The 25,187-nt window shown below is 48.0% G+C and carries 22 protein-coding genes and 1 pseudogene; 3 read left to right on the top strand and 20 right to left on the bottom strand.

The annotated features are described in order from the left end of the window. Positions 1-111: 111 nt before the first annotated feature. The 16 genes and pseudogenes from U2F10_RS12785 to U2F10_RS12710 all read right to left on the bottom strand — a co-directional run bounded on the left by U2F10_RS12785 (position 112) and on the right by U2F10_RS12710 (position 15,298). The gene (locus tag U2F10_RS12785) at positions 112-504 is read right to left on the bottom strand and encodes a hypothetical protein (protein WP_499872311.1); all 393 of its coding nucleotides are present in this window, start codon (positions 502-504) and stop codon (positions 112-114) included. After that, a complete protein-coding gene (locus U2F10_RS12780) occupies positions 501-2,501 on the bottom strand; it encodes an ATP-binding protein (protein WP_499872309.1) in 2,001 nt (666 codons plus the stop codon). Before U2F10_RS12780 ends, U2F10_RS12785 begins: the two co-directional genes overlap by 4 nt. Further along, entirely contained in the window at positions 2,498-3,730 is a 1,233-nt protein-coding gene (locus U2F10_RS12775; protein ID WP_163695918.1) for a Pvc16 family protein, read from the bottom strand. The genes U2F10_RS12780 and U2F10_RS12775 overlap by 4 nt, the downstream gene beginning before the upstream one ends. 3 nt (positions 3,731-3,733) lie before the next feature. Beyond that, complete coding sequence (locus tag U2F10_RS12770; RefSeq protein WP_163695916.1) at positions 3,734-4,585, bottom strand: hypothetical protein; 852 nt, start codon at positions 4,583-4,585, stop codon at positions 3,734-3,736. Continuing rightward, entirely contained in the window at positions 4,582-5,316 is a 735-nt protein-coding gene (locus U2F10_RS12765) for a T4 family baseplate hub assembly chaperone (RefSeq protein ID WP_163668139.1), read from the bottom strand. The genes U2F10_RS12770 and U2F10_RS12765 overlap by 4 nt, the downstream gene beginning before the upstream one ends. Before the next feature lie 6 nt (positions 5,317-5,322). Further along, positions 5,323-5,844 (bottom strand): phage tail protein, encoded by a 522-nt coding sequence (locus tag U2F10_RS12760; protein WP_006514820.1) that lies wholly within the window; start codon positions 5,842-5,844, stop codon positions 5,323-5,325. 15 nt (positions 5,845-5,859) lie between these two features. Next, on the bottom strand, positions 5,860-6,717 hold the full coding sequence (locus U2F10_RS12755; RefSeq protein ID WP_499872307.1) for a phage tail sheath family protein: 858 nt from the start codon (positions 6,715-6,717) through the stop codon (positions 5,860-5,862). A 44-nt stretch (positions 6,718-6,761) separates the two neighbouring features. Continuing rightward, complete coding sequence (locus U2F10_RS12750; RefSeq protein ID WP_499872305.1) at positions 6,762-7,790, bottom strand: hypothetical protein; 1,029 nt, start codon at positions 7,788-7,790, stop codon at positions 6,762-6,764. A gap of 1,243 nt (positions 7,791-9,033) precedes the next feature. Beyond that, entirely contained in the window at positions 9,034-9,576 is a 543-nt protein-coding gene (locus U2F10_RS12745) for a DUF4253 domain-containing protein (protein WP_499872360.1), read from the bottom strand. A 24-nt stretch (positions 9,577-9,600) separates the two neighbouring features. Next, positions 9,601-9,699, bottom strand: a pseudogene (locus U2F10_RS12740) (toxin-antitoxin system toxin component, PIN family protein); the annotation flags it as partial. 148 nt (positions 9,700-9,847) lie between these two features. Next, positions 9,848-10,390, bottom strand: a complete 543-nt coding sequence (locus U2F10_RS12735; RefSeq protein ID WP_163659687.1) for an opioid growth factor receptor-related protein — start codon at positions 10,388-10,390, stop codon at positions 9,848-9,850. Between the two features lie 130 nt (positions 10,391-10,520). After that, complete coding sequence (locus U2F10_RS12730; protein ID WP_163659689.1) at positions 10,521-10,724, bottom strand: hypothetical protein; 204 nt, start codon at positions 10,722-10,724, stop codon at positions 10,521-10,523. Positions 10,725-10,790: 66 nt separating this feature from the next. Beyond that, entirely contained in the window at positions 10,791-10,958 is a 168-nt protein-coding gene (locus U2F10_RS12725) for a PCP reductase family protein (RefSeq protein WP_163659691.1), read from the bottom strand. Between the two features lie 158 nt (positions 10,959-11,116). Continuing rightward, on the bottom strand, positions 11,117-12,127 hold the full coding sequence (locus tag U2F10_RS12720) for a hypothetical protein (RefSeq protein ID WP_499872303.1): 1,011 nt from the start codon (positions 12,125-12,127) through the stop codon (positions 11,117-11,119). Positions 12,128-12,325: 198 nt separating this feature from the next. After that, positions 12,326-12,949 (bottom strand): DJ-1/PfpI family protein, encoded by a 624-nt coding sequence (locus U2F10_RS12715; protein ID WP_163695907.1) that lies wholly within the window; start codon positions 12,947-12,949, stop codon positions 12,326-12,328. A 42-nt stretch (positions 12,950-12,991) separates the two neighbouring features. After that, a complete protein-coding gene (locus tag U2F10_RS12710) occupies positions 12,992-15,298 on the bottom strand; it encodes a WD40/YVTN/BNR-like repeat-containing protein (RefSeq protein WP_499872301.1) in 2,307 nt (768 codons plus the stop codon). A 504-nt stretch (positions 15,299-15,802) separates the two neighbouring features. Here U2F10_RS12710 and U2F10_RS12705 point away from each other — a divergent pair. The 3 genes from U2F10_RS12705 to U2F10_RS12695 all read left to right on the top strand — a co-directional run bounded on the left by U2F10_RS12705 (position 15,803) and on the right by U2F10_RS12695 (position 18,765). Then, the gene (locus U2F10_RS12705) at positions 15,803-16,579 is read left to right on the top strand and encodes a PspA/IM30 family protein (RefSeq protein WP_163661645.1); all 777 of its coding nucleotides are present in this window, start codon (positions 15,803-15,805) and stop codon (positions 16,577-16,579) included. Positions 16,580-16,666: 87 nt separating this feature from the next. Continuing rightward, a complete protein-coding gene (locus U2F10_RS12700; RefSeq protein ID WP_499872299.1) occupies positions 16,667-17,851 on the top strand; it encodes an LL-diaminopimelate aminotransferase in 1,185 nt (394 codons plus the stop codon). Between the two features lie 293 nt (positions 17,852-18,144). After that, the gene (locus U2F10_RS12695) at positions 18,145-18,765 is read left to right on the top strand and encodes a response regulator (RefSeq protein WP_499872298.1); all 621 of its coding nucleotides are present in this window, start codon (positions 18,145-18,147) and stop codon (positions 18,763-18,765) included. On the opposite strand, the gene U2F10_RS12690 is transcribed toward U2F10_RS12695, so the two are convergent. The 4 genes from U2F10_RS12690 to U2F10_RS12675 form a co-directional block, all read right to left on the bottom strand. Further along, positions 18,723-18,929, bottom strand: a complete 207-nt coding sequence (locus U2F10_RS12690) for a hypothetical protein (protein ID WP_163659700.1) — start codon at positions 18,927-18,929, stop codon at positions 18,723-18,725. The two genes, U2F10_RS12695 and U2F10_RS12690, sit on opposite strands and share 43 nt — an antisense overlap. 319 nt (positions 18,930-19,248) lie before the next feature. Then, positions 19,249-19,590, bottom strand: coding sequence for a hypothetical protein (locus U2F10_RS12685; protein ID WP_163659702.1), 342 nt, complete (start codon positions 19,588-19,590; stop codon positions 19,249-19,251). Positions 19,591-20,230: 640 nt separating this feature from the next. After that, on the bottom strand, positions 20,231-21,721 hold the full coding sequence (gene gatB, locus U2F10_RS12680; protein WP_499872297.1) for an Asp-tRNA(Asn)/Glu-tRNA(Gln) amidotransferase subunit GatB: 1,491 nt from the start codon (positions 21,719-21,721) through the stop codon (positions 20,231-20,233). A gap of 123 nt (positions 21,722-21,844) precedes the next feature. Then, positions 21,845-25,078, bottom strand: a complete 3,234-nt coding sequence (locus U2F10_RS12675) for a glycoside hydrolase family 15 protein (protein WP_163664239.1) — start codon at positions 25,076-25,078, stop codon at positions 21,845-21,847. Positions 25,079-25,187 lie beyond the last annotated feature (109 nt).

Genomic DNA, 25,187 nt, shown 5'->3' with positions numbered 1-25,187 from the left:
CGATGCCCTAGCCCTGAAGACCTTTCACACCCACATTGGCGCTGGAATAGATGCGATGACTTTGAAGTCACGGACGGCTGAAATTCTGTCTTGATGTGTGTTTGTGCTTGCTTACCCATGGCCCAAGCCCTGATAAATCGATTGCGCAATGCGAGTCCCCATTACTCGGGGAGGGATATCTGTCGCCATTTCAAACGATCCCCCATTCAGTTGATTCATGCTTCTTCCCTGCTCTAACGCTCGCGGCATGCCTTGCTCAGCAAATAACCGAGCCAATTCTGCTTGCAGCGCTGCCCCAATGCGATCGCGATCCAAAGCCGAAAATCCATGCAGCGTGAGCCGATCAATATGCAGATTCAAAGAATAGGGAGGGAGGGATTGAGACTTAAACGTCTGTGATTCAACTGGCTGCCGCACCGACTCAAAGGCAGACCCATGGGAGCCGTCAACCATGCCACCCATGGTCTCTACGGTTGGCTGTTGCCCCTGGTGGTCTCCGCTCATACCCATCCCTTCACTTCCGTATCTGTCAGTGTCTTTTCAAGCTTAGAATACTCAGTTTTCGCTGCTCGCAATAAATGATGCATTGTCACTGGTGTATCAGCATCTGCCGCTAGAAATGAAGCATTCAAGGCAATGTTACGAATATTGCCCCCAGTAATATTTAAGCGGGCCAGCTGATGAAAATCTAACCCGTGGGTCGGCATCTGCTCCGGGAAAATTCGCCGCCAAATCTCCAGCCGCTGTTCCACACTGGGAAACGGAAACTGCACCACAAAGCGCAGACGGCGCAGAAATGCAGTATCCAGGGCCTTCTTTAAATTTGTTGTCAAAATAGCTAGCCCTCGATAGGCTTCCATCCGCTGCAGTAAATAACTCACCTCAAGATTGGCATAGCGATCGCGAGCATCTTTGACATCACTGCGTTTACCAAACAGGGCGTCGGCCTCATCAAACAGCAAAATAGCGCCACCCGCTTCGGCCCCATCAAACACCCGCCGCAGATTTTTCTCTGTTTCACCAATATATTTATTTACCACCTGGCTCAGATCGATGCGATATAAATCTAACCGCAGCTCATGGGCAATCACTTCAGCTGCCAGGGTTTTACCGGTGCCGCTAGGGCCAGCAAACAGAACCGTAATGCCCAGACCATGGGAGCCCCGAGTGGTAAAGGCCCAGGTGTCGTATACCTTAGCCTGCTGCCTCACCTGGGCGGCAATTTCTCGCAGCATTTGTTGTTCCCGCTCTGGCAGTACCAACTCATTCCAGGTAGCTTTAGGGATAATCCGCTGGGCCAGATCATTTAACTGGGGCCGGGTCTGTAGGCGACAGGTTTCCCAAAGTCTTGCATTCAAGGTTTCAGCCAGGTTCTCGGTGAGATTTTCAGCTAGATTCTTCGTTAAATGAGGCTTAGGTAAACGACTGACTTCAGCACAGACAGACTGGATATTCACAGCACTGAGCCGAAACTGAGAGACCAAACTATCCAGGTGGCCATTGACCTCTAAGGCGTGGGTATTGAGGGCTTGCTGCCATAGCTGTCGCTGCTCTGACCAATTCGACCTGGGTAGTTCCAGGTGAATCATAGCCCGATCGCCGATGACAACTGGATCGGTGCCGACTATCACCAGGTCTGTCTGTAAACTCTCTACAAATGGAATAACGGTTTGTTTTAAAGTGGTGGCGGGCAGCTGGCTACAGTCCAAAAGCAATATGCTCCGGCTGAGGACGGCTTCGCGTTCCCACAGTCTGGCCAGGGCTTCGCGCTCTGCGATCGCACCCGGAATATCCATAGCCCGCAAACGATACAGGACGGTGCCTAAGGCGTGACAGGCGGTGGTTGCGATCGCGCTACCCACATCCTGTCCACCCCATAGCTGAATGATCGGAACCGATAGCTGACTCTCCAACCAAATATCAGCCATTTCTTGGGCGATCCGTTGCTGAGACGGTAATAAATAACCAGGAGCCTGCAACCGATAGATCAGGCCATCTAAACGCTCATCCAGGTAGGGCACTCCGGTTAAATAATGCAGCACCCGTTCATCAATTCGTAAGCGACTCTGGGTCAAACTATCACTGTTAACCACCTCAATCAGCCGCCAACGGCGCAACGGTCCCACAGGCGCAAGGGCGTCCCAGCGAGCCTCTGGAAAGGCCGCCAATGCCAGGCTAAACGTCGGGTACATAAATCGTTCACCCTGGGCTGCTCCACACAGTTGGGTCAAAGACGCACTCAGCTCTACCCCAGCACAGAGCAACAACACCTGGCGTTCAAAGTGAGTTAACCCAAAGGCATCACATAAATAATCCAGAGCAGATACCGGCTGATTGGCTGTAGAGTTCTCTACTATTTCTGTAGGAGCCGCTGTTTCCTGATTAACCGATTCTCCCTGACGCTGTTTTATGTAAGTCCGCAAACATTGACACACATCCTCTAACGCCGTGGCTAGACGGTGTTGATTGGTGGTTTGCCAGTCCTGGTCAGTCGGCATCATGGGCTTACAGTAACGGTTGGGGCAGAATAGGAACCTGTTTCCGGTTGTAATTCACTTTCAGCACCATCAATCCGTAACCGCACCAAATATTCACCTGGAGTGAAATCAGCCGGAATATCAAACGTCAGTGTCGTCGTTGGTAAAGCACCCACTAGCTGAAAATTAGAAATTGATTGATCGCCTAGAAGCAGCTGCACCTGTTGCCGCTCACTGACAGGGGTAACAACGGTTAGAGTCAATGATTGATTTTGTGCCACTGGGTCTGGATTAATGCTAAAAATCTCAGGCCTTAAAATAAAGGAAACCGTATTTGACTCAAAGCCTTCTCGCAAGTCTGCTGGATCTTCGTCATTGGGTTCGTAATTAATGTAGTGAACAACCTGGACGGTTTTTACGCCAGTTTGTAACGTATTGGGCAATTCAACAGAAATCTCTGTATCATTTATATTGTCTGCTGTTGGAGCTATCTGAGTGTCTCCATTAATTCGTACCCTGAGCTCATCTGCCTGCAAGTTGTAGCCTTGAATGGTGAGTGTCCCACTCGGATTAATCAACTGAGGTTGTACTGCATTGATTACCGGGCGCTTCAAAGGCATAACGAATACCTGGCTTTCCCGTACAGGCAGTGCTGAGCGAGTAGTGCGATCGCTTTCAATAAGTACTACAGAGACGTGATAAGCCACCGTTGGCCGATAATTTGTCTGAAAAGCTGACCACAGTTTTGAAATCTCTTCTGTACTCAACCCTTCAGGGGTGATTTTTATCATTTCAATTTGTTCTGCCAGGGTAGATGCAGCCAGAATATTTTCAGGAAAATTAACTAAGTCCGAAAGCCTTGCACTGATCAGCTCACGGGGGAGTACACCGGCTTCATGCAACACTTGCATGCCGTAGCCCAGCATCACCTCAGCGCGAAATGGCACCTGACTGTAAGCACTCAGCAAATAATGTAAATCTAGAGCCAGCGGTGGACAACTCACCCGTTCTCCCTGGGAATCCCTGGCTGGATAGCCAATATTTCGCCAGCCCACATTGGGCATTACCCGATAGAGAAACAAATTCAGCGTATCTGGCACATTCACTTCATTCGATGCCAGCACAGTGTCAGGTGGGAGTACAGAAACATCTGGCGTACTTCCCCCCAAGTTCCCCGAAACACTGGCCAGCCGATTGGTTAATACACCTCTAAGAACGGCTGTAACAGCACCAATCGCAAGGGCAGTACTCATGGCTTAAACTCCATGGCGCGAGCTATTTCGAGCCTTTAAATAATCCTGTAGGGACGGCTTCGCAGGGCGAGACTTAGATGATTTAGGCGGAGCCGATTTTGGGATAACAGCTCGCACATCAATGCGCCCAATGGTGACCTGAATAGTTGGGCCACTAGTCTCAGATGACGGCGGAGAAGATGCTCTAGAGAAAGAGCGAGGGGTGGAAAAGAATTCAGGAGCACCTAACGGTTGTGCAGAAGAGTCATCAGCGACGTTTTGGGACTGACTAAGGCCAACTAACAAGGGTTGAATAGGCTCAACTACAGGCTGCTGACTGATTTGTGTAGCTCCTTGAGAAGAAGCTAACGCTTGAGAAGAGACTAGCGGTGGTGGGGAATGTTGAGTTACCGGTATGCTTGCAGCTATGGGCCGAGGGAGACTCGTTTTGGTAAGGGGCTCAACGACGGGTGCTGAAGAAGGGCCTTCTGTTCTAGATACGTTTGGAGTAGGAACAGACGATTGGGACGGTAATGGTTCTGATAGAGTTCTGGGTTTTAAATCAGAGGGTGATACAGAAGCATCAGATATCGTCGGAGCCGTGGGTAGTAGGACTGATGGTTGAGATAATTGAGATGAGGGCGTAGAACGGAATGGGGCCACCAAACTAACCGTATTTGACTGGGGCTGCCTCAAGTTAGGCTCGCGGGTTATGGTTGGCCCACTCTCAGACGTCTCAGCTTCAGCCTCCATGGGGAACTGAGGCATCAGTGACACTGTATCCGCAGGTGGCTCAAACGGCGACGCCAAGCGAGGCCGCACTACGGATAGATGACCCATGTTTTTAGCGACGATGGTTTGGAGGTAGTGACTCATTGATGGATCATCTCCAAATAAAACTGTCGACGTTGAGGACTCATGGCTAAAATGTCGGCTTCTCGCCAACCGTAGGCAGATGCTAACTGATGAACATCTCGTAAAACCCGCTGTGCCCAGGCTGTTAACTCTTGCCAGAAAAAACTCAAAATGTCGAACGGGGCCTGCCATTGATGCCCACAGTCAGGACAACTGACGGCAAGTTGTATATCGGACTGCTGATCCACCTGTTCCATTTTCTCCAGTAAGGCTTGATTGATACGGGGTGGAATGTGATCTGGCAAAACCGACTGGCCCTGATAGTGCGCAGAGAGAATACAGCGTTCTAAAATCTGCTGCGCTGCCTGAGATACATCAGACATCTGTTCAACCGCATGCAGATCAAGACTATTGGGGAGTCTGAACTCGATTTCATAGTCTTCTGTTGCTAGCAGTAACCCTGAGGATGGCTCTAATATTGGCGGTTGCCGAATATCAGACACGGCAAAGTTGAGCTCTAAATTATTGTGACAGCTGGGACAATTTACAACACTAACCAGTTGTGAACCTAAGGTTTGTTCTCTTAAGGTGAGTAAATGGTTATCCCGCTGACCAATACTTAACTGAGCCAGTTGTTCAGGAGACTGATCTGGACAGGCCGCCATCAACAACAGCAACCCACGCTGAGCTGTACTTTGGGATATCCCTTGTTCCCATACCGTAAGCAAATTAGCCGCTGTTAGCCCTTTCATGGTCACCTATGGTTCGACAAAACTAGGCTCAGACGGTTCGACCACGTCAAGATCACGCTCAAATCCTTCATTTTGTAAGGTCACCATTTCAAAGGCAATGGCATTGGCATTGGCATCCAATTCTGGCAATGCTTGACACTCTGAAGGCCAACAGCGGTAAACCTTGTAAGCAATAGCCACCTGTCCCGCCTCGTTCATAAGTTCGATGATAATATCCTTGCGAAAATCCGCTAGCGATACCTCTGCCCCCAGACCAGAACCATAGTTCCACACCTTATTACACCACCGCTCAAACTCAAGATCGTGGGTCACACCGCGCTCCAGTGTAATCGCCTCAAACTTACTCTGGCCAGGAGACCTACGCACGGTACTCGGGTCGCCACCCTCACGATGTTCTACCACTTCGGTAGTGCGTTTCAGGGCACCCACCTTACTCACACCTGCTACATATCGCCCATCCCATTTGACGCGAAACTTAAAATTCTTATAGGGGTCAAAGCGTTGAGCATTGACACTAAACTGCGCCATTGTGAACTCCTCCTATTAGGTTTGAATTTGGCCCGCTAGCTGTTGCAGTTTAATAAAGACAAATTCAGCAGGCTTGAGCGGTGCAAAGCCCACCAAAATATTGACAATGCCTTGATTAATGTCGTTTTGGGTGGTTGTTTCCTTGTCACATTTCACCAGATAGGCCTGGCGCGGCGTTTGACCCTGGAAGGCCCCCTGACGGAATAAATTATTCATAAATGCGCCAACATTGAGGCGAATTTGTGCCCATAGCGGCTCATCATTGGGTTCAAAAACAACCCACTTGAGACTTCTAAAGAGGGTCTCTTCAATAAACAACGCTAGCCGTCGCACCGGCACATACTTATACTCTGAACCAATGGCATCGGCCCCCTCTAAAGTACGTGCCCCCCAGCAGATTGTTCCATAGATCGGAAATGTGCGTAGACAGTTGATGGCCAGGGGATTCAGGGTGCCATTTTCCGCATCCGTCAACGAGGCATCCAACCCAAACACATTGCTGAGGGTAGCATCAGTTCCTGCTGGGGCTTTCCACACACCACGCTCACTGTCAATACGGGCATAAAGCCCAGCGATTGTGCCGCTGGCACCCACTGTGCGCAGCTTAAAATTATTCAATGGATCAGGCATTTTGACCTGAGGGAAATAGAGAGCAACGTGATCGGACCTGAGGTTGTTGTTAGCCCCTAGCCAGGCTTTAATTGCCTGGGGAGTACTCAGGTTGTTGGGTGTATCCATCAGAAACAGGGCTCGCCGTCTCCGACAATAGCTTTCGGCCATCGTCATCACCGCCCCGGCCTGCTCTGCTGTTAATGAGCCAGTACCGTCAACGATGGCACTGCGTGGGATGCAAAGCAAATTAAACAGATCCACATCTTCCAGGGCATGAATCCCTGTTTTTGCCGTTGGATCACCAATTAGCTCAGTGCTACCGGGTAAGGCTCCATTATCGCCAGCAGCTCCAGCAGTCTGTCCACTGCCAGCAATGGCCCCCCCCCCAGAATATATTCTTGGATATTGGCGCTGGCATTGGGTGTACTTGTCAACAGTAAAGCGTCTGACGTGGCACCAGCCGTGAAACCAATTACATCGCGGGGGTTGCCGGGTCCGGCTAGGACCAATAAGCGATCTCCCACTGCTGTTACAGTTGCGCCAGCAAAGGCTGGCTCAGTCGGGTCGGTAGCCCGAATTGCAGCTTCTAAGGCAGGGGCAACTTCTAACAGTGAGCGACTACCGGTTTCAAGATTGAGAGAAACTGCTGCTGGAGTAGCTGGCAAGGTTGTGCCGCCATTGCCATCAGGGCGGGCAATGGTGACCGTGACCGCTGGTGATGCTGGAATGGTTGGATCATCAGCATGGGCAGCAGAAAGTGTGCCATTGATCTCAGGTAACGATGCTCCGGACGCAGTTACCTGTATCAGCTGTGAGCCCGTATTGGGATCATTGACTACGGCATCTACAAAATTGTTTTGAGCTACAGTCATGGAAAGATTTTGGAAAACCTCTTGCCGCAAGGGCACTAGACCGCCATCAGCCGGATATTCTGAAACGATCAAGTTAAACTCATCGGCTGCCGTGCCCACTGGTTCAACTCGAAACCGAACATTATCTCCCCATGTACCGTGGCTAATGGCTTCAACAGTGAGAGCATTAATGACTGCCGTTGACGCACTGGCTGCATCCGTCGTCACCCGCACAGCCCATGCTTCTGTCCCGCCATTCAGAAAAAACTGCTGGATAGCGTAGCTAGCTTCGCTATTAGAGTTTAAGCCGCCAAACGCTCGATTAAAATCTCCTATATTAAAGAGTTGAACCGGGCTATCAACAGGGCCTCTGGTGAAGTAGCCGACAACGGCCAGGATAGATGTGGCGACACCTGTAATTGTGCGAATGCCACTGGGAAGCTCCTCAACATAAACACCTGGATAGGTTGGCGTAATTGGCATGGGAAGGAATCCTTGAATTTCAATTACAGCATTATTGTGGTAACCGTGATAAATGTATCAATTACACTTCTCTCTAATATGAAAAATCTACGACAAGATAACTTACAGTAGTTTTCTTTTAGGCGTAACGAAGGTAAATCTATGGGATATTTACTCTAGTTAACAAGTTTAGCTGACAAAAATCTCCATAGTTAACCTATTCAAAAGCTGATGCACCTTTTGATCTTAAGAAGTACCTCTCATTAAGAAATAGCGACACACATCTCTACTGAATTGTAGGAACTTGCAATTTATCGCATCAGTTTTAAATGACTCGTAATATTTTTGTTGGCAAATAATTTTTGCATTAATAATGAAGGTGTGATCGCTAGCTTGAAGGGCAACATTCATTTCTTTTATGAAAATTGCCTCTTTTACCCCTGCGTGGACTAGGATCTCTTCAATGCCAATGGTTTGATAAGTTTGGATGATTATTTTCTGTAGTGCTGGGCTGCCTTGTGTTTCTGTGTAGCCCAGCCAAGTTTGATGACGTTTCTGTATGCTGCCCGTGTGGTAACGAGGACGTCATGCAGTCCGGTTCATTCGCCTGGTTATCAGCCGCAGCTTAGTCCTTGAGTATGTTTGCTTCTTTTAGCGATTCGTAAATGGCATCCGCATTTCGTGGGTCATGGCCTTGAAAAAAATCTTCTGTTGGATATCCAAGTTCTATTCGAATTTGATCTTCGCGAAGGGGGATTCTATCGAATGATTGGAGATCAATAACTGGGGTGTTTAAAGTAATCGATGATAGGGATGTTATGAAGTTGCCGTAATAAATGGGCTGACCTTTGGCTGTAAGTTGGAATGGATGTCCACTGACAAGATCTGGGGTTAACTTTGTTAAAAGCCGTTCCTTCACGCCTGACTTTAACGTGATTGTGTGGGATTCCCAGTCGTACGACGCGATGTTATTTGTCGTGATGAGTATGTTCCCATCAGACGAGTTGATTGAAAATAGAGAGAGTGATCTTTCTTTATTCGTGGATGGACTCTGTAGATCAGCGGTATCAGATATTGTCGCTTGATGATGACTACAGCCAAGGCAACCGAGAAATACTGTTACGATTACGAGACTCAATAATTTGCTCATGGTTAGGCTTATAACGTCTAAGAGCAGACGATCGCTGATGAATATAAGGTTTCATGCCGAAATCTCTCCCGGTTCGGCTGCATCCATTTGTTAGGCGTAGGCATTTCTATATCTTCAGTCCCACCAAAGATAAATGGCCTTCTCGCTTTTCAAATATTCGAGAATATCTTCCACATCTCCAGATCCTTGATCAACAATGTCTGGACAGAATTCATATATCTCCTCACCGAACGCTTGGAGATCCCCTGGAAGACTCTGAACTTTCATTTGAATCGTGTCACTTTCTGCCTGCCAGATATCCAGTTCCAAATCACGGTCCCAGGCCTTCAACTTCTCTATAATCTTTTCCGTTGTTAGATCGTAGTTAATTCCATCAGAAGCAGCCGCTCTCAAGATGTCGAATTTGTCCTTCGAAAGGATTACTACCAACTCATGCCCATTAACTTCTTCGTTAGATAGATTTCTTGTTGTCCCAATAAAAGCAAGCGCTCCTGCGGGTAGTACTTTCCTTATTTTTTCCAGTTGTGAGCGAGCTGATTCTTCGGAAACTATTACCGATACTGCATCAAAATACTTATCTCTTCCAAAATCTCTTGTTGAATAGTCTCTCACTGACTTGTCAAGCTGTTCGCTCAAAATCGACTTGATATCTTCCATTTCAAGTGCCCTCGACTGAATCGGTGCATCTATGACCAAACCAGCAGCACCGCCCTGTTTGGTTAAGCCCTCAAATACAACGTTTGGATCAATCACAACCCGAAAAGATGAATCAGCACCCATGGCACTACTATAGCACCGTATTTAGTATCATGGCATTTATACAGTCATGAAAATAACTCCTAAAGTTGTTCTTAATGGGCAGGCTAAGATGGCTAATGTCTTTAAAGGGAACGATGTAGCGACCCAACAATCAATACAGCCCAGCACATTATGCAGAGTTAACCGCATCTGTCCAGTATTGAAATGTCTCACCACCAATCTGGTCGCTGTCTTCTTGATAAATTTTCTGTAGGCATTCATAAAATGCTTGAGCTTCCTGGATTAAGCCGAACGCTATTAAGCACTTGAGTATTCGAGTAATACGAAGATAGTTGTGGTTGAACATATTTACCCATTCTTGCTTACGATCCGGGTAGTTTTTCGATTTCTCCACAACTACCTTGCTTTGCTCATCTCTAGAGATCGCTAGCCCATAGAAATATAGCATCACAGAGAATGACTGGAGCAAGTTTTTCTGTAGATGAGGATTTTCCCTAAATGCTTGAATAATGTTCTCATCTACAACTGGAGCATGGGAATTAAAGTGACTTTTCTCGGCAATGGGAAATAACCATTGAATGTAATCGTGGGCACACTCTAGTTTCTCAAAATCCCATGCCCACATTTGTTGTATTTTGCGCCCCTCAAGGTCTGATTTTTTGCCCAGATAGAATGGCACGATCATTGCTGTGAGATTTTGTTCGGAGTACATCAAAAAATACCTCTGCAATTTTCAAATATTTGATGAGGGAAGAGGCCTAACGCCCATCTACAGTGGCGTGAGACTAACTATCCCGAAAAGTTTGCTATGCCTTAACCTAAGCGTCCGTTTCAAGGGCTATTCAGGCACTCACAGCTGTAACTGAATATCTGAGGTAAGCTACTGGTTTGACCAGTGTGACTCGAAGAGCTTTGATTGTTCCTTTGATCATAATTTGAGGATAGTTGCCACTCTTTTCTCGCTTAAGATAGCCAGAAACAATGAATTGGTAGTACTCAATTGTCGAGGCAGGGGCAATTCCACCAATAATTCCAACGGTAGGCATATTTAATTTTAAGATTGCTTAGAACAACATTGGCCAGGGAACGTATATAGATTTCTGAATATCGCATTACCCGAACTTCTTTTTGGCTTGCTCGTAGACTTCAATGGTAATTTGGGTAGCGCCTGACTCCTGAGCTAGCTTCTCAATCTTTTTGCGGGCAGCAGGGCGCACGAAAAAGGGAATTTCTTTCAAACGTGCTTTAGCTTCTGGGGTCCATTCAATGGAGTTACTCATGGGCGATCGCATACAGTGCTTTTTTACTTTACAGCTATAAATTCAGCTTTTGCATCGGAAAAGCATTGAATAGGAAAGAATCAGAATTTTCGTAAACTAGGTCATTGCTGAACTTAGCCGCAGATGAATTTCACCTGGAGTCGTTTTGCTCTGCAACACTACAGGTTATCGAGAATTGCCTGAAGATCAGCAGCGGGATATGGAGTAGTCAAATCTGCCAGGAGTTGCCGATAGAAAGCTCCCATTTTCATGACCAAGGCCATTCTCTTGCTAAGGTAGGCGCGAAGGTCAACCGAAATAGCTGCATCCGAACCATGGTGCTCATTAGCCAATTGCTGTAGTGCTTGTCGCCAATTGTCTCTAGAATCATAGCAACTGACAATTGCATGGACCAGGCTAGTAATCACGGTACAGATATCAAAGTTTTGATGCTCATCGAAGAACTGGCATTCATCGGCGTCAAGTTGAAACTGGTTTGACAGGGCAAGGCCATAGTCTGCTAGCAAAAGTTGGTTACCATCGGTGAGGATGTTATTGAAGTGAGCATCCATATGAATAACGCCTTGAGAATTTATAAATGACAGTATGTCAGTTAATTGAGTCTCAAGGCTGGTGATCATTGAAATCGGATCTGTGCAATGTAATAAGTGATGACGCAACCATTGGCTGAGCGTTAATGGGTAATGTTCCAAAAATATGACTACAGAATGAGTCGCTTTAAGCATCGAAGAGACCCGTTGATGGATCGCTTCGCAGTTTCCCCAGCGCTGCCGATCTATGCTGTCATCATAGCTAGTGCAGACAATGGGCAAAACACGCCAGTGGTGTAGCAATGGAAATTGAGCACATTGACCTGATTTCACCCAGGTGTTTGCGACGAGGTGTGTTTCGATTTCGCGCCATGCGCCAAAACCGCAGCTGCCAATACGATACTGATAATAGGTTGGCAGTTGAAAATAGTTATCAGTCGATTGATAATTTTGACCCGGCATTTCAAGGGCTGCTAACGGCACAAGTTTGACAAACACAGGGGTACGATCATTTAAAAATGATAGGGTGCCATGTCCTCTGACTTGTATTTGTGCATCGTTGAGTAAATGCAACAGTCCTTCGTTACTCCAGCATTGAAGTTCGTCAGCAATTTCTCCATGGTATTTAAGGCGAGTCATGCAGGTTTCTATAGGGCTTGGATGCGTCAGTTTACGTTTCTCCGCTCCTTGAAATGACGAATCAGATTGAACGTTTTGACCTTGAGGACCCAACGTATTTTTAACAAGTTTTTTAAAGGATCCAGCTCAAACTATGGTGTGTTGAAAAATACAGGATTATTAATTCTCGCCGCATGCTCAATGGCCTGGGATGCTAGCTTAGCCGTAGGATTCTCCTGACCAGTCGTATTCCATGTAGGTGGCCGTTTCTAAGGCAACATCCTTACCTAGAAGCTTGGCTACTAGATAAAAGGCCGCATCAATTCCTGCTGAGATACCACCGGAAAAGATGAGCTTGCCACTATCCACCACTCGGGCATTTGCCTTTACCTCCGCAGTCGGCGCAATCTGCTGCAGTTCGTCTAAGGCTCCATGGTGAGTCGTCGCAGCCATATTCTCCACTAAACTTGCTTTAGCTAGAACAAGTGCCCCTGTGCATACTGACAATATATGCTCAGATTGAGGATAACACTGATTTATCCAGGCCAAAAGCGTCTCATTATGCATCTCCTTACGAGTGCCAAAGGGGGTGCCATCAACATGTCTCCCCCCTCCACCGGGTACAACCAAAATATCTGGTTGAGGACATGTATCGAGGGTATAGGTGGGATTAACACTGAGAGAATTTCTAGCGGCAATAGGCGTATGCTCCGCCACGGTGTAGACGTTAAACGGGTCCGAGCCATCTCGCTTGCCAGTCACCGAAAAGACTTCAAAGGGACCACAGAAATCCAGAACTTCTACATCGTCAAAAACGAGAATTGCCACATTACGCTGTTTCACTGATTCTCCTATTTATCGTCGTCGTTGGCACCATGGTGATGGCTAAATTTTTAGTAACACGACTAGAGCGACTACAAAGCTCACCATCGCTGTACCCAATTGTAGTAACCGTCGATTCAGCTTAATTATTTTGTTGATGCGCAACAGTCGGACGGCAAAATAGGCCACAATCGCTACAATCACGGCTAGCAAGACCTTAAGGATTCTACCTCGATAGAGTTCTATTGCGATCGCGACCGTCTTAAGGGTGCCAATCTCAGTGGGGGCCTCCACATCGGGGGTTGCTAAAATCTCCCAGGTGCTACCCCCATCGGGGGAGCGATAAATGTCAGTATTCGCTGTCCCAAAGCCAAAGATGGTGTTGTCTTGGGCATAGTTAGGCGAAAACTCGATGGGACGTCCAGCACAGGGCACATTGTACATCCGAGAAAATGCCAGGCTGGCATCGCCAATGGGGGCAAAGGACTCTCCTTTATCCACACTTTTGTACAGTCCTTTGCCGCGTAAACTCACCATAACGGTGCCATCTGCGGCATAGTTAGGTGAGATCGCCACGCCTTCTAAAAAGGCTCGGTCGGGGGCAATATCTGCGATCTCAACTGACTGCCAGCTATCGCCTGCATCTGTAGTTCTAAACAATCCATCGTAGCTACTGACAAATAGGGTTTGGTCCTGGGGATAATCAGGCGAAATCTCAATGTGTAAATTGCCAGCTGTGGCGATGGGGCTAGCTTCCGTAGTGGACTGCCAGGTTTCACCAGCGTCTGTGGATTTGTAAACACCGGTCTCTGCAACCACATACAAGGTGCGATCTTCGGCAAACCCAGAGGAAATCACCATGGAAGGACTATCATTTCCTCGTTTCCAAGGCAGTTTTGCAACTTCTTTGAGCGTTTTACCCCCGTTGGTAGAACGAAAGAGGAGTCCCGCCTGGTTGCCAACATACATGGTTTTATCAGAGCCAAACTCAGGGGACAAAAGCAATGTTAGTCCGCGAGCTTCTTTACCTAGGGCGTGGATAGACCAGGATTTCGCTCCATTGGTTGAGCGTAAAAACTTTGTCCATAGACCTGCCGTAAATACTGTTTTATCAGTGGCATAATCAGGAGAAAAGGCGATATCAAAAAACCGTCGTGGATCCTGATAAGTCTCCTTAAAACTACGGTTTAACCGAGGCACTTCAGCCCCATTCATGGTCAGCTGCCAGGTTTTACCCTGGTCATTACTGGTCATGATTTTGCCCACATAGGTGGTCAAGGCCAGGGTACCATCTTCACCATAGTTCGGTGATATATCCATCGCGACCACCACACCCGGATCTAATGTGTTGATCTCTCGCCACCGTTGACCGCTTTGAAAAGAACGATAGAGACCGTTAAAGCCACCTAAAAATACGGTTTTGTCGTCAACAAAATTGTCCGATATAGCAATCTCACTAAAGTGATGGGTCTCAAACTCATCAGCTTGCCGATCTTTCTTTAGACCATGGGGATAATCAGTCCAGGTCTCACCACTATCCAATGAGATAGAGATGCCCTGATCCCAACTAGAAATCATGACTCCCCTAGAATTACCCGGCAGGGTTTTCACATCCTGAATCCGTAAATCCTCTAACCCCTTATTGACCTCAAGGATTTCTAAGGTCCCAGGATTTAGTCGAAACACCCCTTTAGAAGCAGTTCCCACGTACACAACCGTGCCATTAGACGCAAGGGTTGTAATCGAGTCGTCTGCCACCGTGAGCAATGATTGCCAACTTTGACCAGTATCATCTGAACGTAACAGTTGCCCCGTCTCATCCCCAGCCCATAGAACGCCATCTGCATCAGTCAGCGCTCGAAATAGCTGGTTGGCATCCACAACCGAGGACCAGCTTTGACCGCTGTCTACACTTCGAAATAGTCCCCCTTCTGTCCCAGCAGCCATCATCACCTGAGGTTGGCTAGACAGGCTATGCACCAAGCCAATGTCCTGGGCCCCTAAGCCATCGCTAGAACGACGCCAACTTTCACCTTCGTCATTGGAGATGAAAATGCCATCACCATGGGTACCGAGGGCCAACATTTTGCCCTCAACTTGATCAATGGTCAGTGTCGAAAGCGGCGTGAGGGTATCTAGTCCCTGGACAATCCGTCGCCAGTGTTCGCCTTTATCAACGGACTTTAGTAAATTGCCCCGCACTACTGTGTAGACCGTCTGATCGGTGCTATAACTGGGCGAAAGCTTGACTTGGGTGACCACATCATGGGGCCGATGGGCCTGGACCGGTTGAAAAGATCCAATAATGGTTAGCAAAAGACTCAGAATCACCAAGCTTAGCCACGGCCTGAATAGGTTAGCTATAGCCATCCTTATGTCTGATAAACCAACCGGAAGGTGGCGTTTAAGGAAATGCATCTTAAAAGACAAATGTTACTAGCTAAATTTCTTCAGGTAGTGGATGCTACAAGACCCGTTGCCAAGCGCTGCTAAAGCTGGGTTTACCTGATTCCAATACGCTTAATTGCTTTGCGATTAAGCGCTTATAAGTACCTATTAAAGATGCAGGCCCAATATATGGGGGCATTCATCAAGAATATTTCATATGTACTTAGTTACATTAATACCCAAAAACTAAGGCATCCTATAGCCCACACCCGTCAGGTCTAAAATTTTTTAATAAATCTGATGAAAATATCATTTCTTTAGAGATCCTAGAAGATATGCATAGGCGCTTATCCACACCTCTGTGGTGCGGCAACGTGTGCTAAAACTAAAGCGCTAGGTGCCATTAGGTGCTGTAATATGGTCCGTCTGATCAACGCCCTATGCACTCAAACCCAAACACAAACTTATCAAGGACAAGGAAGACCAATGGGGTTATTTGATCGCGTTAGCCGACTTATCCGCGCAAATGTCAACGATGCCGTAAGTAAGGCCGAAGATCCTGAAAAGATTCTTGAGCAAAGCATCATGGATATGCAGGAGGATCTGGTACAAATGCGCCAGGCTGTGGCAGGTGCGATCGCAAGCAAAAAGCGGGTGGAGCAGCAGCAGGAAAAAGCTCAGTCAGAAGCTAACGTTTGGACTCAGCGCGCCCAGCTAGCCTTGCAAAAGGGTGATGAAAACCTGGCCCGTGAAGCCCTCGTCCGTAAAAAGAGCCATGCCGAGACAGCGGCAGCCCTAAAGACCCAGCTCGACCAGCAGACGGCTTCAGTGGATACCCTGAAGCGTAATCTGATTGGTCTAGAAAGCAAAATTTCTGAGTATAAGACCAAGAAAAACATGCTCAAGGCCCGTGCCAGTGCGGCTAAGGCCAACGAAAAGCTACAGCAAACCGTGGGCAATCTCAGCACCAACAGCTCCGTCGGTGCCTTTGAGCGCATGGAAGAAAAAATCCTTGAGATGGAAGCCCGTGGCCAGGCCGCTGCCGAGCTAGCCGGTGCCGACCTCGAAGGTCAGTTTGCGAGCTTAGAAGCAGGCAGCGATGTCGATTCAGAACTGGCGGCCATGAAAGCCCAGCTGTCGGGTGGTTCCGTTAATCAGGAAGCTCTGCCCCCCGCTGACGCCCAGCAGCCAGTAGATGCTCCGGTTAATAAAGCTGTTGATGCCGAGTTAGAGGCATTGAAGCAAGAATTGGACAATTTATAATTGGACCATCTGTAGGGTGGGCATTGCCCACCCTCAAGCCATTAGGCAATGGGTTTAAGATAAAACTATTGCCCACTCCCTTTTCCCATGCAATTTGCCAATCGCCTCGCCCCTCTTCAAACCAACGTCTTTGCCGATATGGATCGAGCTAAGGGCAGGGCGCGGGCGGCAGGTAAGACAATCGTAGATTTATCACTGGGGTCTTCGGATTTACCGACGCCAGTCCATGTCTTGGATGCGATCGCAACAGCTGTCCATGACCCGATCACCCATGGTTACAACCTATTTGAAAGTACCCGAGCCTTTCGCCAGGCAGCCGCTCGCTGGTACACCCAGAAGTTTGGTATTGCAGTGGATCCAGAGACAGAGGTCCTACCGCTCATTGGCTCCCAGGAAGGCACGGCCCATTTACCCTTGGCAATTTTGAATCCAGGGGATTTTGCCTTACTGACAGACCCTTGCTATCCCTCCCATGCAGGGGGTATTCACCTGGCCAACGGGCAAATTTATTCCATGCCGTTACTGGCAGAAAAAGACTTTTTGCCCGTGTTCAGCGACATCCCAGCAGCAGTAATCGCCCAGGCACGGCTAATGGTGCTGAGCTATCCCCACAATCCCACGACAGCTACGGCAACACCTGATTTTTTTGCAGAGGCCGTAGCCTTTTGCCAGAAACACGACCTGGTGCTGGTCCATGACTTTCCCTACGCCGACCATTGCTTCAATGGAAAACCTGCGCCGTCGGTGTTGCAAGCGGATCGAGACAAGACCTGCTCCATTGAGTTTTTTAGCTTTTCCAAGGCTTACAACATGGGGGGGTTTCGCATTGCCTATGCCATTGGTAACCCAGAGCTGATTTTGGCACTGCGTCAGGTCAAAGCAACGGTGGATTTTAATCAGTATCAAGGAATTTTGCGGGGTGCGATCGCAGCCCTAGACGGCCCACAGGACTGTGTGCGTGCCACCGTTAATACATTCAAAAACCGGCGTGATGCCATGGTTAACGGCCTCAATCACTACGGTTGGGCAGTGCCTAGCCCTGACGCCACTATGTACCTTTGGGCCAGGCTCCCTGAAGAATTTAACGACTCCATTGACTTTTGTGTGCGTCTGGTAGAGGCCACTGGTGTAGCACTAGCCCCGGGTAGAGGGTTCGGAAAATCTGGCGAAGGCTACGTTCGTTTTGCTCTCGTGCAATCCCCTGAGATTTTAGAACAGGCTGCTCAGCACATCGTTGAGTTTATGAATAGAAAAAATAAATTCAGTGTATAGAAACTTTACTGATGAAGAAACAAGCCTAAACGTATACACTTCAAACACCCCAGATATTACAGGTGATTATCCTTAGGTGTACCAAGTATTTTTATGACACGTATGGGTATGATTTATACGACGAAAAAATGGAGCCCAGTATTCGTACGTATATAGCAACACAGCAAATCATTACTGTGTCCTGTCAAATGAGGTCCTAGTTCAACCATTAAGAGATTTGTTTCAACCGGGTCTTGTAAATGTTACATCTGCCAATCAATGTTGATTAGCCTGCAAGTGCGCTGCAACTGCTTATGAATTTTCCAGAAGAGCAACGCCGTATATTACTGATCGAAGATGATTATGGTAACCGTGTGTTGTTTGCAGACTTTTTAGAGCAATGCGGCTACCGGGTATTGCCACTGGCTGATGGCAACAACTGTATTGAGATTATGCAGGAGTTTTTACCCCATTTGGTATTGCTAGATATCAAGCTACCTCACATAGATGGAGTCACGCTGATCCAGGCAATTCGAAACCATGCCCAATTTCACGCCATCCCTATTTTGGTTGTCAGTGGCTATGCGTTTCAAGCTGATCGTCGCAGGGCATTAGCAGCTGGAGCAACCGACTATATGGTTAAACCTATTTTGCCAGTCACCCTCAACAGCAAAATTCTCTCTTTGTTAAAGCTGCCACCCAAACCTATTTCTTACGAGAGGCTCTCCCAGGAGAATGCCTCCCAGGAGAATGCCTCCCAGGAGAATGTCTCTCAGGAGAGAGCCCCTGAGGAGAGAACCCCTGAGGAGAATGTCTCCCAGGAGAGGGCCTCCCAGGAGAGAGCCTCCCAAGAGCGGGCCTCCCAAGAGCGGGGGAGGCACGAGAGGAAGGGTCAAGACTCAGAACCTGGCTCATCATCAGGTTTTTGGCGCTGATCGCTAATAAATTCTTCTGTTGTGCGGCTGAGTTGTTGCAAAGAGACACTAATCTCTTCTACGGTTCCTTGCAGGTTTGATGAAAGCAGTGTTACTCGCTGAAGCTGATTAAGGGCATTGCCCATCATTTCGCGATAATACTGCTCAAATTCATCTAGAGACATGGCATTTAATTCGTTGACATGACTCTAGTCTCCGCTAATTCTGAGCTGAGTTGGATAAAAACTGCGAAAATACCCTGAATTTTTACGTAATGTTTGATACGTGAAGTCGTGGCTTTATACGGACATATAACGTAAGCCAAATATCTCAGATTGTTAAGACAATTTGCACTCGTTGTTGAATTCTATGGGCTGTAAGAGAAACGAAGCAAGTAAAACATTTAGGGTAAGCTTTGATCTTTTGAAGGCGATGCATCTCTTGACATACATGCGTTTGATCCCTCCGTAGGGGGGACAAGCCTCCTCCTACGGAGGGATGCGTTCAATTTTCGATTAATCCTTCAAATTCGGTACGTAAACTCTGAAAATTCGCTATTCGACCCACAAGCAAACTGGTCTCTTCGGCCTGGGCCAACTCTTTCTTCCACTGGCTCACATGATCCCCAGCATTTAACCAAAAGGTTACCATTTCGCTGACAACCTTATCCCAATCCCAATCCGGCTTTTTATAGATCAGCGATGTCGCCTCAATAAAGCCATCCAGGGTGCACTCGTAGCTACCCAAATAAGCACAGCTGCGATTAGGCGACTGCTCTACATACTGCTGATGTTTAAAGAAATTCCAAACTGGAGAGACTCCGACGATGTCAAAGTTATAAGTCATGGTGATTCTGAGAGATATCAAAAGGCTTAAAGCTGCCCTAGCCGTAGATACTAAAAAGGCACAGGAAAATTCCCGTGCCTAATGCATACCTTTGGGGCTAGAAAAATGCAGCATAACGTGCTCGTTATAGATAGATTTCACACATAGGTGTCATTGTTGAGCACCCCATAACTGAAGTCTTCACACAATGAAACCTTAAGGATTAGTTAAATTCTACCCGAGGAATAACCCTAAAAGAGTTCTCTGTTAACCTCTGTAGCGATCGAGAACCTATTCTTTAGGGTGAGAGGTTTGAGTACAGCAGGGGGCTGCCGCTGCGACAAAAATCCTATATCTAAAAAAACTTTTGCCGCCAAAAAATACTCAAAAAAAAGGAGAGCTACAAGCTCTCCAACCATCAGGGTGCATCTACTTAACATAGTATGCCACGGATGGGATGTGGGGTGTAACCCCCTATTCGGTTTTTTTGCGAATCTTGCTAGAACTTTACAAGTATGAAGTCAGTGTAAAGTCAGTGGCTCAAACCATCATGTGGACGTTTTTGACCATCCTTAAAACCCTAAATGCGAGCCTAGAGCCTACGATAGGCGCTTTTCAATGTCCTGAAACAGGATAACCGCCCATCAACAACACGTCCAGTCTACCCATTTAGCTTTTTGCCGAGTAACTGATTGGTCAATTTAGGATCTGCTCTTCCACCGGAGCGCTTCATGACCTGACCCACAAAGAAACCTTGCAGCTTCTTCTTGCCAGCACGATGCTTGGCTAATTCATCTGGGTTATCTGCCATGACTTCATCGATGATGGCTTCAATGGCAGCAGGGTCAGAAATCTGGACGAGGCCTTTTTCTTCGACGATGGCCTTAGGTGAACCACCTTCCTTAAGTAAGGTGGGCAGAAGATCTTTACCGATTTTATTGCTAATGGTGCCGGAGCTAATCAGAGTCACCATTTCACCCAGCCCTTCAGGGGTTAACCCAATATCGCCAATGGATAGCTTCTCAGCATTGAGGTAACCAGCGATATCGCCCATGACCCAGTTGGCAGATACTTTTGCATCAGCACCAGTGGCAATGGTGCGCTCAAAGTAGTTGGCAATAGAACTATCATCTGTCAACACACGGGTGTCATATGCAGACAGGCCTAGATCAGTTTCATAGCGATGACGTTTATCGGCGGGCAGCTCAGGTAGCGCAGCTTTCCAAGTTTCGAGCTGCTTTTTTGACACCTCAATGGGAGGCAAGTCAGGCTCTGGGAAATAGCGGTAGTCGCTAGAACCTTCCTTAGAGCGCATGCTCTTAGTAACCTGGGTGCTTTCATCCCACAGACGGGTTTCTTGAACAATCTCTTCGTCGCCACTTTCAACTGCTTCTGTCTGACGCTCAATTTCGTAATCAATCGCCTTTTGAATGGCGCTGAAGGAGTTCATGTTTTTGATTTCCACCTTGGTCCCAAAGGCTTCTTGACCTTTGGGGCGGATGGAAATATTGACATCGCAACGGAGCGAGCCTTCCTGCATGTTGCCGTCGCCAACGCCCAGGTAGCGAACAATGCGGCGGACTTCCTGGGCATACTCAGCGGCTTCTTTGCCCGTGCGCAAATCAGGTTCAGAGACGATTTCGACGAGGGGAACGCCTGCTCGGTTGTAGTCCACCAATGAATATGTGGAACCTGCAAGGCGATCGCTACCGGCATGGACCAACTTACCGGCGTCTTCTTCCATGTGTAGACGGGTAATGCCGATTTTCTTGCGTTCTACATTGCCGCTTTTTTTATCCACCAGTTCTATCTCAATCCAACCATGCTCAGCAATGGGCAGGTCGTACTGGGAAATTTGGTAGTTCTTCGGCAAGTCAGGATAGAAGTATTGCTTACGGTCGAACTTGCTATAGGGTGCAATCTGGCAATTCAAAGCCAGGCCTGTTTTGACCGCATATTCCAAAACCTTTTCATTGAGCACCGGTAATACCCCAGGCATGCCCACGGTGATGGGGTCAATGTGGGTGTTAGGATCTGCCCCAAACTCCGCTGAGCTGGGGGTGAAAATTTTCGTATTGGTGCTGAGTTGGCAGTGGATCTCTAAGCCAATGACGGCTTCGTACTCGGTCTTTGCAGGTGCCGCAGCGGTCATAGTGGACAGTGGGTGAAATAGAACGTGTCCTATTGTAGCGGCTGGCGGGAGATTGGGGGCAATGGTGTAGGGGCATTCCACGGAACGCCCCTACACCATTGCCAAAAACAATTTTGCAAAATACTACGTTGGCAATACCTCTCCCTCGTTTAGCTCAATCAAGAACTGCATTGATCGAGCAATGTATTTGGCGCAACAGTGGGGAGAATCTTGGTAAAACGAGCGCCAGGCTTTGGCTTTATCTTGAAGATAACGATGGGCGCGATGGTCGCCGCCATCGATCCAGGCGAGACGGACGGCGTGCCCGACGAGGACATCGAGCACGATATAGTCGTCTACCTGCCAGTCAGGGTTGAGGTCAAAGAGTTCTGAAAGTTCCATCAGGGCTTCAACATTGACTTGACGGTATTCGGGGGCCTGAATTTTATTGAACAGGTGCTCGATGCGGAGGGCAAAGTCTTTTTCTTCAGGGGTCGTATCGGACAAAACAAGCTCGCTGACGAGTCGATTACGCCGCTCTAGTTTGTCGCCGATGACGATGCCTTTACAGTGTTTCAGCAGTCGCCATACCCGTGGATAAAAGTCTTCGGGTACGCGATGCAGTCCACCTTCTCGCTGACGTTTGTGCAACCAGTCTTCTTCTTCGGAGAGGTCAGTTTCTTCAGCCAGAGGGAGGACCACCCAGTTTACGGATTGGGGTTTACGGGACTGAATAGATTCCTGGCGAAACAGATTGTTATCTAGCCCTTCGTAACCTGCCAAGACCTGCCGCAGACGCATCTTGATTTCAAAAGGACTCATGGCCATGAGGGTTTCGTAGGCTTCATCCTGGGTGCAGTGTTGCTCGCGGCAAATCTCACTGTTAATCAACAAGATTACATAGCTGATGCGTAGGGTGAGTAGGCCTTCGAACAGTTCGGGTTCTGAGGTGATGAGAACGCTGAGGTAAATCAGGATTTCTTGGGTGAGGGTGCGATCGCGAATATCCTCACCACAAAACTCATTGATCTTGGTCAGTAATTCCTTCGGCGATAGCGGATCAGTAATGAGGGAGGCCTCACTGTAGGCCTTACCCACCGCAATCTGTTTCTGACGCACCAACAGTTCAGTGGCCGCATCCGCTAGACCAATGGCCATCTTATTGAGCAAACCCGCTGCCCGGCGCACAATGCCCCACAGCTCTAAACGCCCGGCTTTGATATAAATCTCATTCAATAAATTGGCCAGGGTTACTGTTTCACCCGTTTCTGCCCCCCAGCCAGTATCAAAGGCCAGATTTTCTAAGCGACACAAATTACTGAGGAGTTCAATTTGCTCATACAGGTTGTCAGACGCTTTAAGAGATTGCAGTAGCCGCCAACCATCCGTTTCTCGTTCCAGATCTAGCTCCTGAATCTGACTGAGGGGCTTCGTATTGCTATCGGATAGGGGCAGATAGGCTGAAATCGGCATGGTGTAAGACGACAGCGTCTCACCTGAATTCGGCAAAGGCACATCTTCTATGCGCTCAGTGGCCGCCGTTAGCATCAGCTGAAACAGAGAGCCTACCTTAATGGGGACGCCATTACACTCACCATCTTTTAACTCAAAAATCAACTGTAGCAGCGGGGAATCATTGATGGCTTTATGCCCCAACTCAAACATGCGATGGGTCAATAGCAAGGTAACCGTCGGGCGGCCTGGCTCGTTCCAATGTTCATGAATGTAGGCCAGTTCGCTCCGAATCTGGGCCACCAAAAACTGATAGTCGAGGGTGATATAGAACTGACTGGGATCTAAAAAAGCTGGCACAAAGACAACCGTCTCGCGCTGAATGCGAAAGATGCGTGACGTGGTCAAACTGCGCAGACGACGATCAGGACGCCCCGTTGTTGCTAATTTCTCATTACAGCCAATTTGGGCATAGAGGTCGGCTAAATCGGTCGATGTTCGCACCTGAACCGGATCGATTTGTTCTAACACCTGAGTCTCAATGCCATAGTTGGCTAACTCTCGCTGTAGGTCACTGTCTTCTGATAGCAGCGAAACCTGCACAATGGGCTGACGATTTTGCCCCACCTTTAGATGCCGGGCCAACGGATCAATATCACCCAAGGTAATCAGCCCGTCCTGGAGCATTTGCCCCATGTAATAAAGACTTTGGGCCCAGACCAGGGGCACATTGTCATTGGGCTCACGAATTTGGCTGTGGGGATTTTCGCGCTCCGCTTCAATCACTGCCATGGGCACATAATAAAGCTCAGGTAACAGTTCTAAGCCATCTTTATTGAGCGCCAAAGCCTCCAGCCGCTCTCGATAGAAAGCCGCCTGAGCACCCTGATTACGGAAGAGACTATTGAGCAGCAGGTAGCAGAAAAATAAGGGCCACTCACATTCAATATGCTCAAAGGCCTTGAGTTCACCCGGCTCATAATGTAAGCGCTCAGCATCTTCAACAACAGATTGGTGCCCATCTCGCAGAAAACGCTTACAGCCATATTGTCCCTGTAGCTTCTCCACAATGGCATCGTGGGTCGCTTGCAATAGCTCAGGGTTATCAACGGCAAAGGCAGGAAAGCCAATCACACTGAGGAGGGCGGCATCGATTTCTTTAGAACCCGATTCCCTAGGCAGCAAAGATTCTAAAGTAATGCGAGTACGGGCAATTTCGTCAGGTAGAACATGGACAACTGAGCCGTGGCCGCCACGCACACCAAACAGGTTCAGGCCATTCATGGCTTCCAGGGCTGCTTTAGCCATACCGACTGAACTACCGTTCAACTCAGGCTTACCGTGGTTGAGTTTATTGCCCCGTTCCCAAATACCATAATCAGCTGTGCGATAGGCACGACCGATGTAGTAAACCAAATTTTGAACAAAGTCGACCTCGTCACGGGTGTAGATAATCTGTAGTCCCGAACTGGTCATCTGCGCCAGCATCAACAGATAAACCGAGGTGGCATCCAACTGTAGGTGGCCCCATTCATCATCGCCAACCACGGTGCTACCGGTGGGTGTATCGTACTTGGCATGGAGTGAATCCAATGGATCTTGTGTGCGTTTAAACGTTTCCACTTTGGCCGTTTGTTGCATCATGGCAAACAGCAAACCGCGCATAAGTTTAGTAACGCTTTGCTCTAGCTCGTAGGTACGCCCCAGGTTTTCATCAATTTTGCGATAGGCTAGGGCCAGTCCCCACACCGCCATGATGCTGTAGACATTGTCTCGAACCCAGGCATCCGTGTAGTCGCCGTGGGTATTAACAGCGGTACTCGCAGGCAGCAGACCTGTCACTGGATTTTGACGCGACAAAATAACCGTTTGAATCTGCTGGTAGTAATAATCGAGATGTTCTTGGCGAGAGGAAAAGCGAGACATGCGATGCTAGGGAATATCAGTAATTCCTTGCCTACGAATCAGCAGGGAACGTTAAGGAATATTTGTAGAGATAGGAACCTAAAAAAAGTATTAAGTAAGGTTATATATT

Source organism: Leptothoe sp. EHU-05/26/07-4 (genome assembly GCF_043421015.1).
GTDB lineage: Bacteria > Cyanobacteriota > Cyanobacteriia > Phormidesmidales > Phormidesmidaceae > Leptothoe > Leptothoe turfae.
This window is presented reverse-complemented; position numbering and strand designations above follow the sequence as displayed.

Bases quoted from the DNA above. Each gene is read 5' to 3' on its own strand.
- U2F10_RS12785 (WP_499872311.1), bottom strand. From the start codon at position 504: ATGAGCGGAGACCACCAGGGGCAACAGCCAACCGTAGAGACCATGGGT.
- U2F10_RS12780 (WP_499872309.1), bottom strand. From the start codon at position 2,501: ATGATGCCGACTGACCAGGACTGGCAAACCACCAATCAACACCGTCTA.
- U2F10_RS12775 (WP_163695918.1), bottom strand. From the start codon at position 3,730: ATGAGTACTGCCCTTGCGATTGGTGCTGTTACAGCCGTTCTTAGAGGT.
- U2F10_RS12770 (WP_163695916.1), bottom strand. From the start codon at position 4,585: ATGAGTCACTACCTCCAAACCATCGTCGCTAAAAACATGGGTCATCTA.
- U2F10_RS12765 (WP_163668139.1), bottom strand. From the start codon at position 5,316: ATGAAAGGGCTAACAGCGGCTAATTTGCTTACGGTATGGGAACAAGGG.
- U2F10_RS12760 (WP_006514820.1), bottom strand. From the start codon at position 5,844: ATGGCGCAGTTTAGTGTCAATGCTCAACGCTTTGACCCCTATAAGAAT.
- U2F10_RS12750 (WP_499872305.1), bottom strand. From the start codon at position 7,790: ATGCCAATTACGCCAACCTATCCAGGTGTTTATGTTGAGGAGCTTCCC.
- U2F10_RS12745 (WP_499872360.1), bottom strand. From the start codon at position 9,576: ATGGAAGATATCAAGTCGATTTTGAGCGAACAGCTTGACAAGTCAGTG.
- U2F10_RS12735 (WP_163659687.1), bottom strand. From the start codon at position 10,390: ATGTACTCCGAACAAAATCTCACAGCAATGATCGTGCCATTCTATCTG.
- U2F10_RS12730 (WP_163659689.1), bottom strand. From the start codon at position 10,724: ATGCCTACCGTTGGAATTATTGGTGGAATTGCCCCTGCCTCGACAATT.
- U2F10_RS12725 (WP_163659691.1), bottom strand. From the start codon at position 10,958: ATGAGTAACTCCATTGAATGGACCCCAGAAGCTAAAGCACGTTTGAAA.
- U2F10_RS12720 (WP_499872303.1), bottom strand. From the start codon at position 12,127: ATGACTCGCCTTAAATACCATGGAGAAATTGCTGACGAACTTCAATGC.
- U2F10_RS12710 (WP_499872301.1), bottom strand. From the start codon at position 15,298: ATGGCTATAGCTAACCTATTCAGGCCGTGGCTAAGCTTGGTGATTCTG.
- U2F10_RS12705 (WP_163661645.1), top strand. From the start codon at position 15,803: ATGGGGTTATTTGATCGCGTTAGCCGACTTATCCGCGCAAATGTCAAC.
- U2F10_RS12700 (WP_499872299.1), top strand. From the start codon at position 16,667: ATGCAATTTGCCAATCGCCTCGCCCCTCTTCAAACCAACGTCTTTGCC.
- U2F10_RS12695 (WP_499872298.1), top strand. From the start codon at position 18,145: ATGAATTTTCCAGAAGAGCAACGCCGTATATTACTGATCGAAGATGAT.
- U2F10_RS12690 (WP_163659700.1), bottom strand. From the start codon at position 18,929: ATGTCTCTAGATGAATTTGAGCAGTATTATCGCGAAATGATGGGCAAT.
- U2F10_RS12685 (WP_163659702.1), bottom strand. From the start codon at position 19,590: ATGACTTATAACTTTGACATCGTCGGAGTCTCTCCAGTTTGGAATTTC.
- gatB (WP_499872297.1), bottom strand. From the start codon at position 21,721: ATGACCGCTGCGGCACCTGCAAAGACCGAGTACGAAGCCGTCATTGGC.
- U2F10_RS12675 (WP_163664239.1), bottom strand. From the start codon at position 25,078: ATGTCTCGCTTTTCCTCTCGCCAAGAACATCTCGATTATTACTACCAG.